The organism is Rhodanobacter sp. G2-10, assembly GCF_055809185.1.
In genome coordinates this window covers 2,091,100-2,103,596 of record NZ_CM147900.1, presented here as the reverse complement: position 1 = coordinate 2,103,596, position 12,497 = coordinate 2,091,100, and the positions used below count along the sequence as shown (strand labels likewise).

Below are 12,497 nucleotides of genomic sequence, written 5' to 3'. Positions count from 1 at the left end.
GGGGGCATCGTGAAACAACAGATCAAGCATCACGCCATCACCGTCGTCGTCGTGCTCGCTGTGCTGGCCATCGGCGCGGGCGCGTTCGTCTATTCCGGTGCGTACAACATCGGTGCCGACGATCACCACACCAAGCCGGTTGCTTCCGTGCTGCAGACGCTGCGCGAGAGATCCATCGCGGTGCGCTCCCGTGACATCGTCGTGCCGGACCTCAGTGACCCCGAGTTGATCCTCAAGGGCGCCGGTCAGTACGCGGCGATGTGCACTGGCTGTCACCTGAAGCCGGGCATGGCCGATTCGGAGATCCGCCCGGGCCTGTACCCGCGGCCGCCGAACCTTTCGCAGCTGCGGGTGGAGCCGCGGGAGGCGTTCTGGGTGATCAAGCACGGCATCAAGATGAGCGGCATGCCGGCCTGGGGCTTCAACCACGACGATCCCACGATCTGGAGCATGGTCGCCTTCCTGCAGAAACTGCCGGACATGACGGCCGGGCAGTACGAGGACATCGTGGCCAGGGCGCCGGCGGACCATGACATGGAGGGTGGCCACAGTCACAGCCACGGCGACACGTCCGAGGCTGAGGGTCACAGCCATGACGCAGCCGACGACGGGCACGATCACGAGCATGCCAAAGCCGCGCCGAAAGTCGACGAACCGATTTCGTTCGAGGGTTTGCAGCCCCAGGCGGTGCCCGCAGCCGAGGCGGTGGCGCGCGCATTCCAGTCAGCCTTGCATCGTGGTGACCGAGCTGCCGTATTGGCGTTGCTGGCGTCAGACGTCAGCATCAGCGAGGGCGGGCATGTGGAAACCCGCGACGAATACGCCAGCGGACACCTGGATGGCGACATCGCGTTCCTGAAGAATGCGCAACTCGCGCCCGTGTCGATCGCGTCCATGTCGATGGGCGACAGCGCCATGGTCGGTAGCGAGAGCAGGATCAAGACCTCGGTCAAAGGCAAGTCGCTTGCGCTGCGCAGCCGTGAGATGCTGAAACTGAGGCAGGACGGCGGCGAGTGGAAAATCGTGTCCGTCCAATGGGAATCCACACCGGAGGCAGCAGAATGAAGATGCAACGATGGTTTTCCCGCTGGGTCGCGACGCTGATCCTGGCGATGGCGTTCGTACCGGCGGCGATGGCAGCCAATGCCATGGCCGTGTTCAGCGACCCGTCGTGCGGTTGCTGTGGTGCGTGGGTGAACTACGTCCGCGCCCATGGTTTTGCCGTCACGGTGCAGCAGGACCAGCCGATGGGTGCGGTGAAGGCGCGCTTCGGCGTGCCTGCTGCGGCCATGTCCTGTCACACCGCGTTGGTCGACGGCTATGTGATCGAAGGGCACGTCCCGGTCGAGGACATCCGCCGCCTGCTGGCCGAACGTCCCGATGCGCGTGGCCTGGCGGCGCCGGGCATGCCGATCGGCTCGCCCGGCATGGAGGTGGGTCCGCCCGAGCGTTACGACGTATTGCTGATCTTGCGCGACGGCTCGACTCGTGTCTTCGCCAGTCACGGCCCGCGGGCGTGATTGCGGCGCGCTGAGCTGGACCGCGGGCGCGGATGCGTCATTGGGTTTCGGGATGACGGATCGCTGGTGAGCAGGCACGCATCTCCGGCCATCGGTGGCCCTGATCGGCCAGGCATGCGATCGGATCACTCTCAGTGCACGCAATGTCGTCCAGACTTTCCGCAGGCCATCTGCCGGACATGGCCGCGCCATCGTTGGCGCGGCGTGTTGCCGACCTGGATCTGATGGGCTTCTGTTGGGCTTTGTCCGTGTGGGGAGCCTGACCACCCGCGCTACCTCACTTGGTGAAAACCATGACTGCCAGCAATAGCCGACACGCTGATCTCTATCGCATGGTGATGGAAAAGCACATATGTCCGTTCGGTCTCAAATCACTGCATCTGCTCAAATCCGAGGGCTATGAAGTCGATGACCACTGGTTGAAGAGCCGTGCCGAAACAGATGCATTCAAGGAAAAGTACGACGTCGATACCACACCGCAGACCTTTATCGACGGCGAGCGTATCGGCGGCCATCAAGCGCTGCGGCGTTACCTGGGCAAGTCGGTCAAGGATCCCGATGCGGTGACCTACGTGCCGGTGATTGCAGTGTTCGCGGTAGCGGCCCTGATGGCGTTGGCCGGGAGCTGGGCGAGTGAAGGTGCACTGCTGACGGTGCGCGCGGTCGAATGATTCATCGCGTTCTCCATGTGCATCCTGTCCATTCAAAAGCTGCGTGACATCGACAGTTTTGCCACGATGTTCCTCGGCTACGATCTGCTCGCCCGGCGCTGGGTGCCCTATGCCTACCTCTACGCCTTTGGCGAAGCACTGGCGGGCATTCTCATGGTGGCTGGCACCCTGACCTGGATTTCGGCACCCGTGGCGTTCTTCATCGGCAGTATCGGAGCGGTATCGGTGTATTACGCCGTCTACGTGCAGAAGCGCGAGCTGAAGTGCGCCTGCGTGGGCGGCAATTCGAACGTGCCGCTGGGGTTCGTGTCACTGACCGAAAACGTGATGATGGTGGCGATGGCAATCTGGATGTCGTTGTCGGCGCTGGGCATCGCGGCCTGAAGACGCCGCCTCCGGACTGCTGGAACCACCATGCTTTTGCTGGCGAAGACACGTCGTCGCCAGATCGGTGGATGCCATCACAAGATGTCCACTGGATCATGACGCCGCTGCCGCGATGCTGTGTGCTCGGTTCAACCAGGAATACACCCGCTTATGTCCGACCTGCCATGGTGGCTTCATGCGCTGTCGCTCGTTTCGCTGCTGTTCGCGGCCCTGTGCGCGTTGATCATCATCTGGGATATCGCGCGCGGCCATCGCCAGCACATGTGGATCATGAACGTGGTTTGGCCCGCGACAGCCCTTTACGCCGGGCCAATCGCGCTGTGGGGATATTTCAGGATTGGTCGGCTGGCCACCAGGCAGCGCGTGCAGGCGGCCGAGGCGAAGGGCGAAAAGCTTCCTGCGTTGCGCAAGCCCTTCTGGCAAAGCGTGGCCACCGGCGTCACCCACTGCGGCAGCGGCTGCACGCTGGGCGACCTGATTGCCGAATGGTTCGTGCTGGCCGTACCGATAAGCTTGTTCGGCAGCACGGTTTTCGGTACGTGGGCCCTTGATTACGTGCTGGCGCTGACTCTCGGCATCGCGTTCCAGTACTTCACCATTGCGCCGATGCGCGACCTGTCGGTCGGCAAGGGCATATGGGCGGCGCTGAAAGCCGACACCCTGTCGCTGACGTCCTGGCAGATCGGCATGTATGGCTGGATGGCGCTCGTGCTGTTCGTGTTCTATTCGCCCGAACAACTGCCCAAGACCGGGCCCATCTTCTGGTTCATGATGCAGATCGCCATGCTGTTCGGTTTCCTGACCGCGTACCCGGTGAACTGGTGGTTGTTGCGCAAGGGGATCAAGGAGGAAATGTAGCTCGGCACCTCACACGATTTGCGCGAGGCGCCGCATGCGAATTCGCAACTTGGAGAGCGGCCCCCATCCGCCCTGTCGGGCACCTTCCCCCCGCGTTGCGGGGGAAGGGCTGGTTCACGCAACCAAGCCGTAGCGTATCGGCAGCTCCACCCTCCAGCGTTTACGGGGGCAGGTGTCCGACAGGGCGGATGGGGGCGCTTTTGACCAACGGCAGGATGATAGTCGTCTCATCAAGCTCTGCGTCAAACTCTTGTCCTGTCGACGGATTGCAGCCGCGTTGCACACAACTGATGGCGGCGATTGAACAATCGGCGGTACGCCAGCAGGATTACCGCCAGTGTTCCCAGTGCGGTGGTGGCGGCGATCATGAACATGATCACGATCTGGTAGCGCACGGCGGCCGTCGGCGCGGCGCCGGCCAGCATCTGGCCGGTCATCATGCCGGGCAGGCTGACAATGCCCATCACCATCATCGCGTTGATGGTCGGGATCATGCCGGTGCGCAGCGCTTCGCTGATCAGCGGGCGCGCCGCTTCCCAGCGAGTGGCGCCCAGCGCCAGGTCGCTCTCGATCACGCCGGACTCGCGCGCGACGCCCTGCATGAAGCGGTCCAGCGCCAGCGAGATGCCAGTCAGCAGATTGCCCAGCACCATGCCCAGCAGCGGAATCGCGTACTGCGGCTCAAACCACGGGTGCACGTTGATGATGCCGGCCAGCGCAGCGCCGGTGACCACGAAGGCAGCGCCCAGCGTGGACAGCAGACTGTTCCAGTAGATCCCCGGGAAGCGGCGACGCGTGCGCCGCACGGCGGCCACGCTGGCCAGCGCGGCCATCACCACGCCGATGCCGATCACCGGCAGCGGGGTGGTCAGCGCGAACACCGAATCGAGGATGAAACCGACCAGCAGCAACTGCACCACCATGCGTACGCTGGCGACCAGCAGGTTGCGCGCCAGGCCGAGACGCAGCCACACCGAGATCGCCAGGTTGAGTACGATCAGCAGCGCGGCGAAGCCGAGCTGCCAGTTGTCCAGGTTGATGTAGCCGGCGGTCATGCGACCGGCTCCAGCGACAGCACGCGGTCGCAGACGCGGCGCAGTTGATCGCGATCGTGGCTGGTCCACACGCAGGCGCGTTGCGGATGCCCCTGCAGCCAGCTTGCGACCAGTGTCTCGATCGCGCTGACGGCGCGCGCGTCGAGCGACGCGGTCGGTTCGTCCAGCAGCAACACGTCGGGGCCAATCAGCAACGCGCGCAGCATCGCCACGATCTGTCCTTCGCCGCCGGAAAGTCGCTCCGTGTGTTGCTGCAGAAACTTTTCGTCACGGCCCAGCATGGCCAGCAACTCCCGCGCGCGGTCCAGGGGAAATGGCTGGTGCCGGTGCACACGAAATTGAAACGGTACGCGCAGCGCGGCTTCCACCGGGCCTTCGGGCAGTGCCGGTCGCTGCGGTACATACACCACCCGGGCGCGGTAGGCCGGCATCGACCAGTCCGACAGTCGGCGATTCTGGAAGATCAACTCCCCGGTCTGCACCGGTTCCAGTCCGGCCAGGGTCCGCAGCAGCAGGGTCTTGCCGCTGCCGGAGGCGCCGGCCACGGCCAGCCGCTCGCCCGCGCGCAAGGTCAGGTCCAGCTGGTGCCACAACGTGCGGCCCTCCACGACGAATCCCAGCTGCCGCGCCTGCAGCAGCACCGTCGCCGGAGTTGATTCGCCGCCGATGGGGATCACGTTCGCCGAGCTTTCAGGAGGAGGCATGGTGGCCCTGGTTGGTGGCAACAGACTGCCAAACGGCCCGATCGAATCGTTGCACAGATTGATTCGTGGATGGGTAATGAAGCTGGTTGCCAGCGATCGCCGTCCCGGGTGTAGTCTGGCGGTGGCGTTTTGCCGCCAGCCCCGATTTTGCGCGCAATGCCGTTCGCCGTGGATCGCCGTCAGGGCGGTCGCCGGTATGCGGGTCGGGTGCTGCGGTCCACCGACAAGGCGGGAGTCTGGCCATGAAGTTCTTGCGGAATTTGATCGTGTTGATCGTGATCGTGCTGATTGCGGCGGGCATCTATGTCTGGTCCGGCAGCTACAACATCGGTGCCGATTCGCCGCACTGGGCGGTGACCAGCAAGGTGATCGGCGAGCTGCGCGAGCACTCGATCGAGGCGCGCGCCAAGGATGTGCAGGTGCCTTCGCTGGATGACCCGGCGATGCTGAAAGAGGGTGCCGAGCATTACGCTGAAATGTGCACCGGCTGCCACCTGGCGCCTGGCATGGGTGAGTCGGAACTGCGCACGGGGCTGTATCCGAAGCCGCCGAACCTGACCCACTTTGCCCCCGATCCGGCGGAGGCGTTCTGGGTCATCAAGCATGGCATCAAGATGACCGCCATGCCGGCCTGGGGCAAAACGCACGACGACCAGAAGATCTGGGCCATGGTGGCCTACCTGCAAAAGCAGCCGCACATGAGCGTCGAGCGTTATCGCGAGCTGACGGCCGACGCGGAACACGTCGAAGCGCACGAACACGATGCCATGCCGGACATGCACGACGTGCCTGCGACACCAACGTCGACGCCCGCGCCCGCAGCTTCCGTTCCGTACTGACGGCGCGCGTGCAAAACTTCGTTGGACCACATGTCCGGTACGAGAGCCATGGCAAACGAATTGATCCTGCGTAGCACGCTCACATGCCCGCATTGCGGGCATCAGTCCATCGAAACCATGCCGACTGATGCGTGCCAGTACTTCCACGACTGTCCCGGCTGCGGCAAATTGTTGCAGCCCAAATCCGGCGACTGCTGCGTGTTCTGCTCCTGGGGCAGCGTGCCGTGCCCGCCGGTGCAGCAGCAGAAAGGATGTTGCGGCTGAGGCTCGGCGCTGCGGGTGGCGAGTGTCGGTTCAGCTTGCCGGTTGCCTTTGCCACTCGCCTTGCGCATAGTCGACAGACCATGCCAGCCCTTCGCTCTCTCCGCCGCCTGCCACAACATCACCCCGTCATGGTGCGTGGTGTGTTGGTGGTGCTGCTGGCGATCGTGACCTTTGCTTCGATGCCGAAGTGGATCGCGCATGGGCATGACGACGCTCACGCGACGGCGTCCTCGCTGGCTGTCGGGACAGCTTTTCATCATCAGCACGATGTTGCCGGCGAGCCGATCTTGCCGCTTCCGGATGGCTCGCACGCGCATGCGCACTACCTGGCCGGTGCGAGTGCGACGTTGCCGTCGACATTTATCGGTCTGTGCCAGAGGGCAGCGCCGGATGACGTGCATGCGTCGTGGCGGGACGCATCGACCTCCGACGGTCCACTGACACCCCTTCATCGCCCTCCCATCGTCTGACAGCAACGCCGCTACGGCCGCCCCGCGGCCTGAAATCGTTGACTGTGCATTCGATCGGAGAACATCGTGCTTTCTTTACGTGGCTTGTGCCTCCTGCTGCTGGCAGGTGGATTTTGCGCGCCTGCGCTCGCGGGTGAGGCCCTTTCCTTGCCGCAGGCGGTAACCCGCACGCTGGCGCACAACCCGGCCGTCCGCGCCGGTGATCAAACCATTGTTGCCGCTGAACGGCATGCGGATCTGGCAGGTTTGTCTCCAGCCTGGATGCTGGGGGCGGACGTGGAGAATGTGGCTGGCACCGGCGCGGTAGCCGGCGTCCAGCAGGCCGCAACCACGCTGCGGCTGGGTCGGGTGGTCGAACGGGGCGGCAAGCGCGACGCGCGACGGGCGGCGGGTGCGATCGACATCGAGCGTTCAAGGAATGCGCTGGCACAGACGCGGCTGGAACTGGCCACCGAGACGACGCGGCGTTTTGTCGAAGTGCTTGCCGATCAGGCGCGCACCGCGGTCGCCGCGCGGGATCTGGCGCTTGCGCACGAGCTGACAGCGACGGTGCATCGCTGGGTGCAGGCAGGGCGCAGTCCGGAGTCGGATCTCAGCCTGATGCAGATCGCCGAAGAGCGGGCCGCCATCGAGGTCGAGCACGCGTCGCATGAACTGGCCAGTGCCAGGGTTTCGCTGGCCGCGTTGTGGAATGCCATCGAGCTGGATGCTGACACGGTGGCCGGCAACCTGTTCGAGCTCCCTGCGGTGCCGTCGTACGAGGTGCTGTTGTCGCGCTTGCCCAACAATCCTGTCCTGCGTGGGCTGGCGCTGGACACGCGCGCCGCGCAGGCACGCGAGCGCGTGGCCGCTGCCAGTGCCAAGTCGGATATCACCGTGCATGTCGGCGTACGTCGGTTTTCGGCATTCAACGACACGGCGCTGGTCGCCGGCATTTCGATACCGCTGGGTAGCGCCAAACGCTCGGCGCTGAGCGTGGCCCGGTTCGTGGCCGAGACCGAGGCGACCGACGCACGTGTCCAGGCGCAACAGATGGACGTGCGCCAACGGCTCTTCTCGACGTATCAGGAACTGCTGCACGCGCGCACCGCGTTCGAAGCCCATCGCGACCGCATGATCCCGAAGGCCGAAAGCGCCCTGGCGCTGACCCGCAAGGGTTTCGATGCCGGGCGTTTCAGCTTTGTCGCGCTGTCGCAGGCCCAGCGCACGCTGCTCGAACTGCGCAATGCGCAGATCGATGCTGCCGTCCGATACCACATCTTGTTGACCGACATCGAACGGATGACGGTCGCTGCCGGAGTTCTGTCCCCATGACCATCAGGTACCTCAAGCGCGCCGTGCTGGCGCTGCTGATCGTCACTTCCTTCACGCTGGGTGCGTGCGGCGATCGTGCTGCACAGGCACCGGCCGAAAACGCGCACGCTGCTGCCGATGAGTTCGAACGCGGCCCGCATAACGGTCGCTTGCTGCGCGACGGCCCGTTTGCCCTCGAAGTTACCGTGTATGAAACCGGCGTGCCGCCGGAGTTTCGTCTGTATGGCTATCGCGACGGCAGCCCCTTGCCGCCGGCTGCACTGCAGCCGCTGGTTGAGATCAAGCGTCTGGACGGCCAAACGACCCACTTCACGTTCCGGCCCGAAGGCGATGCGCTGATTGCCAACAGCACGGTGGTCGAGCCGCACTCCTTCGACGTCAAGGTCAGCGCCATTTACGACGGCAAGACGCATGCGTGGAGCTACGCGTCGTACGAAGGGCGCGTCACGATTCCCGCCGCAACGGCCGCCGCTTCGGGAGTGAAAACCTCGACCGCTGGTCCGGCCACGATCCGTGACGTGCTGCCGTTGATGGGACGCGTGGCGATCGATCGCAGCCGCCATGCCCAGGTGCGGGCCCGCTTCCCGGGCATCGTCCGCGCGGTGCCGGTGAAACTGGGCGATCACGTTCGCCGCGGACAGACGCTGGCAACGGTGGAAGGCAACGACAGCATGCGCCGCTACACCGTCACGTCACCGCTGGACGGTGTGGTGCTTGCCCGCGACACGAACGTCGGCGATGTCGCCGGCGAGGCGCCGCTGTTCGAGATCGGCGACCTGTCGTCGGTCTGGATCGAACTGCATGCGGTAGGCCGCGATATCGACCGCGTGCGCCCGGGGCAGGTGGTGACGGTGCGACCATCCAGTGGCGGGAAAGCGTTGACCACCCGGATCGACACCCTGGTGCCGGTCACCAACGCGGGCATCAGCGTGATCGCCCGCGCGCAAATGCCCAACCCGGACAGCGCCTGGCGCCCGGGCATGGCGGTGGTCGGGGATGTCACCGTGGCCGAACGGCAGGTGCCGCTGGCGGTGAAGATTTCGGGCTTGCAGCGCTTCCGCGACTTCACCGTGGTGTTTGCCCAGGTTGGCGAGACCTATGAAGTGCGCATGCTCGAGCTGGGTGAGCGCGACGAAACCTCGGTCGAAGTGCTCGGCGGCATCATGCCCGGGACGACCTATGTGAGCGAGCAGAGCTTCCTCATTCGCGCGGACATCGAAAAGTCCGGCGCCAGCCACGACCACTGAGGACGCCAGCATGCTTGAACGGATCGTACGAGCCGCGATTGCGCATCGCTTCCTGGTGCTCCTGCTCGCGCTGGGCCTGGGTGCGCTGGGCGTGTGGAGCTATTCGAAGTTGCCGATCGACGCCGTGCCGGACATCACCAATGTCCAGGTGCAGATCAATACCGAGGCGCCCGGTTATTCGCCGCTGGAAGCGGAGCAGCGCCTGAGTTACCCGATCGAGACCGCGCTGGCCGGGCTGCCGCACCTGGTGCAGACGCGCTCGATTGCCCGTTACGGTTTGTCCCAGACCACGGCCGTGTTCGAGGACGGCACCGATGTGTATTTCGCCCGGCAACAGGTGACCGAACGCCTGAAGGAAGTCGGCTCGCAGCTGCCCGCCGGGGTCGAGCCGACGCTGGGGCCGGTGGCAACGGGCCTGGGCGAAATCTTCATGTACATGGTCGAGGCCGATCCGCAGGCGCGGCGTGCCGATGGACAACCGTGGACGCCGACGGACCTGCGCTCGCTGCAGGATTGGGTGATCCGGCCGCAGCTGCGCAATCTGCCCGGTGTCACCGAGGTCAACACGGTGGGCGGCTTCGTGCGCCAGTTCCACGTCACGCCGGACCCGGCCAAACTGGCTGCCTACGGGCTGAGTCTGGTCGACGTGCAACGCGCGCTGGAGCGCAACAATGCCAACGTCGGCGCCGGCTACATCGAGCGCTTCGGTGAGCAATACCTGATCCGCGTACCCGGGCAGATCACCGATCTCGACGGTTTGAGCGAGGTCGTGGTCAAGCAGCACAACGGCGTGGTGCTGCGCGTGCGCGACGTGGCGGAAGTGATCGAGGGCAAGGAATTGCGCACCGGCGCGGCGACCGAGAACGGTCATGAGGCCGTGCTCGGCACCGTCTTCATGCTGATCGGCCAGAACAGCCGCGCGGTCGCGCAGCGTGCCGCGGCCGAGCTCAAGCACATCAACCAGAGCCTGCCCGCCGGGGTGACTGCGCGCGCGGTGTATGACCGCACGCAGCTGGTCGATCGCGCCATCGCCACCGTCCAGAAAAACCTGGTCGAAGGCGCGCTGCTGGTGATCCTGGTGCTGTTCCTGCTGCTCGGCAACCTGCGCGCGGCGCTGATCACGGCGGCGGTCATTCCGCTGGCCATGCTGATGACCATCAGCGGCATGGTCGGCAACGGCATCTCCGGCAACCTGATGAGCCTGGGCGCGCTCGACTTCGGCCTGATCGTCGACGGTGCAGTGATCATCGTGGAGAACTGCCTGCGCCGCTTTGGCGAAGCGCAGCAGCGACTGGGCCGGATGCTTGGCCGGGACGAGCGCTTCGCCCTGGCGACCAGCGCCACCACCGAAGTGATCAAGCCGAGCCTGTTCGGCCTGTTCATCATCGCCGCCGTGTATCTGCCGATCTTCAGCCTCTCCGGCGTCGAAGGGAAAATGTTCCATCCGATGGCGTTCACCGTGGTGATCGCGATTACCGCGGCGATGATCCTGTCGTTGACGTTCGTGCCGGCTGCCGTGGCGATGTTCGTGACGGGTCGCGTGGCCGAGCAGGAAAACCGCGTGATGCGGGGGCTCCGTCGTGCCTACGCGCCGCTGCTGCATCGTGTGCTCGCCTGGCGGGTGGCGGTGGTCGCAGTCGCTGCCGTGCTGGTGGTCGCCGCCGGTCTGCTGGCCGGTCGGCTCGGTGCGGAGTTCATCCCCGACCTCGACGAAGGCGACATTGCGCTGCACGCGCTGCGCATCCCCGGCACCAGCTTGAGCCAGGCGATCGGCATGCAACTGCATCTGGAAGCCCGCATCAAGCAGTTTCCCGAGGTGGATCGCGTGTTCACCAAGATCGGCACGGGCGAGATCGCCACCGACCCGATGCCGCCCTCGGTGGCCGACACCTTCATCATGATGAAGGACCGCAAGGACTGGCCCGATCCGCGCAAGACCAAGGCCGAGCTGGTACGTGAGATTGACGAGGCGGTACGTGCGATCCCTGGCAACAATTACGAGTTCACCCAGCCGGTGCAGATGCGCATGAACGAATTGATTGCCGGCGTGCGCGCGGAAGTGGCGATCAAGGTCTTTGGTGACGATCTCGACTCCCTGGCCGCGCTGGGTGAACAGGTGGAGAAGGTGGCCGCTGGCGTGGCGGGCGCGGTCGACGTCCAGCTGGAACAATCCACCGGTCTGCCGCTGCTGACGATCCTGCCCGATCGCACCGCGCTGGCGCGCTATGGCCTGGCGGTGGCCGACCTGCAAGACACGGTGTCCATCGCGATGGGCGGCGGTTTCGCCGGCCAGGTGTTCGAGGGCGATCGGCGCATCGACATCGTGGTGCGCTTGCCGGAGGCGCAGCGCAGCCGGCTGGAGGCGCTGGGAGCGTTACCGATACCGCTGCCAGCGCGCAACGATCCATCCGCGCCGACCACCGTGCCGCTAGGTGAGGTGGCGCATATCGAGCTGTCGGCCGGGCCGAACCAGATCAGCCGCGAGAGTGGCAAACGGCGGGTGGTGGTCACCGCCAATGTACGCGGTCGCGACCTCGGTTCGTTCATCGAGGAACTGCGCGACACCGTCGCCGCCGAAGTCATGTTGCCGACCGGCTACTGGATCAACTATGGCGGTACCTTCGAGCAGCTGATGTCGGCCAGCCAGCGGTTGCAGATCGTGGTGCCGATCACGCTGCTGATGATCTTCGGCCTGTTGTTCATGGCCTTCGGCTCGGCCCGCGATGCGGCGGTGATCTTCACCGGCGTACCGTTGGCGCTGACCGGCGGCGTGCTCGCGTTGTGGCTGCGCGACATCCCGTTCTCCATTTCCGCTGGCGTGGGCTTCATCGCGCTGTCGGGCGTGGCGGTGCTCAACGGCGTGGTGCTGGTGTCGTTCATCCGGCACCTGCTGGATGAGGGCCGCGATCTGGATAGCGCCATCACCGAAGGCGCCTTGACCCGCCTGCGGCCGGTGCTGATGACCGCGCTGGTGGCCTCGCTGGGGTTTGTGCCGATGGCGCTGAACGTCGGTACCGGCGCCGAAGTGCAACGTCCGCTGGCCACCGTGGTGATCGGCGGCATCCTGTCGTCGACGCTGCTGACCTTGCTGGTGTTGCCGGCGCTGTACCGGTTGGCGCATGGCCGCACCGTTGGCAAGGCGCGGCAAGTGGCGCCAGCCGACTGAGG

General features: G+C 65.2%; 13 protein-coding genes. 11 read left to right on the top strand and 2 right to left on the bottom strand.

The features are described from left to right. Nucleotides 1-9: 9 nt before the first annotated feature. From AC0L58_RS09700 to AC0L58_RS09680, 5 genes are all read left to right on the top strand, one after another. Nucleotides 10-1,065, top strand: a complete 1,056-nt coding sequence (locus tag AC0L58_RS09700; RefSeq protein WP_473682841.1) for a c-type cytochrome — start codon at nt 10-12, stop codon at nt 1,063-1,065. A 2-nt stretch (nt 1,066-1,067) separates the two neighbouring features. After that, nucleotides 1,068-1,520: a DUF411 domain-containing protein gene (locus AC0L58_RS09695; protein WP_473688678.1), complete on the top strand. Its 453-nt coding sequence runs from the start codon at nt 1,068-1,070 to the stop codon at nt 1,518-1,520. A gap of 293 nt (nt 1,521-1,813) precedes the next feature. Further along, entirely contained in the window at nt 1,814-2,191 is a 378-nt protein-coding gene (locus AC0L58_RS09690; protein ID WP_473682839.1) for a glutaredoxin domain-containing protein, read from the top strand. A gap of 15 nt (nt 2,192-2,206) precedes the next feature. Continuing rightward, complete coding sequence (locus tag AC0L58_RS09685; protein ID WP_473682837.1) at nt 2,207-2,575, top strand: MauE/DoxX family redox-associated membrane protein; 369 nt, start codon at nt 2,207-2,209, stop codon at nt 2,573-2,575. Between the two features lie 153 nt (nt 2,576-2,728). Further along, nucleotides 2,729-3,436, top strand: a complete 708-nt coding sequence (locus AC0L58_RS09680) for a DUF4396 domain-containing protein (RefSeq protein WP_473682835.1) — start codon at nt 2,729-2,731, stop codon at nt 3,434-3,436. 242 nt (nt 3,437-3,678) lie between these two features. Here AC0L58_RS09680 and AC0L58_RS09675 read toward each other — a convergent pair whose 3' ends face one another. Both AC0L58_RS09675 and AC0L58_RS09670 read right to left on the bottom strand, forming a co-directional pair. Continuing rightward, on the bottom strand, nt 3,679-4,491 hold the full coding sequence (locus AC0L58_RS09675; RefSeq protein ID WP_473682833.1) for an ABC transporter permease: 813 nt from the start codon (nt 4,489-4,491) through the stop codon (nt 3,679-3,681). Beyond that, nucleotides 4,488-5,195 (bottom strand): ABC transporter ATP-binding protein, encoded by a 708-nt coding sequence (locus AC0L58_RS09670; RefSeq protein ID WP_473682831.1) that lies wholly within the window; start codon nt 5,193-5,195, stop codon nt 4,488-4,490. The genes AC0L58_RS09675 and AC0L58_RS09670 overlap by 4 nt, the downstream gene beginning before the upstream one ends. A gap of 242 nt (nt 5,196-5,437) precedes the next feature. Between AC0L58_RS09670 and AC0L58_RS09665 the strand changes: the two genes are divergently transcribed. The 6 genes from AC0L58_RS09665 to AC0L58_RS09640 all read left to right on the top strand — a co-directional run bounded on the left by AC0L58_RS09665 (nt 5,438) and on the right by AC0L58_RS09640 (nt 12,495). Beyond that, nucleotides 5,438-6,034 (top strand): c-type cytochrome, encoded by a 597-nt coding sequence (locus tag AC0L58_RS09665; protein ID WP_473682829.1) that lies wholly within the window; start codon nt 5,438-5,440, stop codon nt 6,032-6,034. Nucleotides 6,035-6,064: 30 nt separating this feature from the next. Next, entirely contained in the window at nt 6,065-6,298 is a 234-nt protein-coding gene (locus AC0L58_RS09660; RefSeq protein WP_473688676.1) for a GDCCVxC domain-containing (seleno)protein, read from the top strand. A 140-nt stretch (nt 6,299-6,438) separates the two neighbouring features. Further along, nucleotides 6,439-6,768 (top strand): hypothetical protein, encoded by a 330-nt coding sequence (locus AC0L58_RS09655; RefSeq protein ID WP_473682827.1) that lies wholly within the window; start codon nt 6,439-6,441, stop codon nt 6,766-6,768. A 66-nt stretch (nt 6,769-6,834) separates the two neighbouring features. Further along, nucleotides 6,835-8,082, top strand: coding sequence for a TolC family protein (locus tag AC0L58_RS09650; protein ID WP_473682825.1), 1,248 nt, complete (start codon nt 6,835-6,837; stop codon nt 8,080-8,082). After that, nucleotides 8,079-9,329: an efflux RND transporter periplasmic adaptor subunit gene (locus tag AC0L58_RS09645; RefSeq protein WP_473682823.1), complete on the top strand. Its 1,251-nt coding sequence runs from the start codon at nt 8,079-8,081 to the stop codon at nt 9,327-9,329. The genes AC0L58_RS09650 and AC0L58_RS09645 overlap by 4 nt, the downstream gene beginning before the upstream one ends. A gap of 10 nt (nt 9,330-9,339) precedes the next feature. Continuing rightward, a complete protein-coding gene (locus tag AC0L58_RS09640; protein WP_473682821.1) occupies nt 9,340-12,495 on the top strand; it encodes an efflux RND transporter permease subunit in 3,156 nt (1,051 codons plus the stop codon). Nucleotides 12,496-12,497 lie beyond the last annotated feature (2 nt).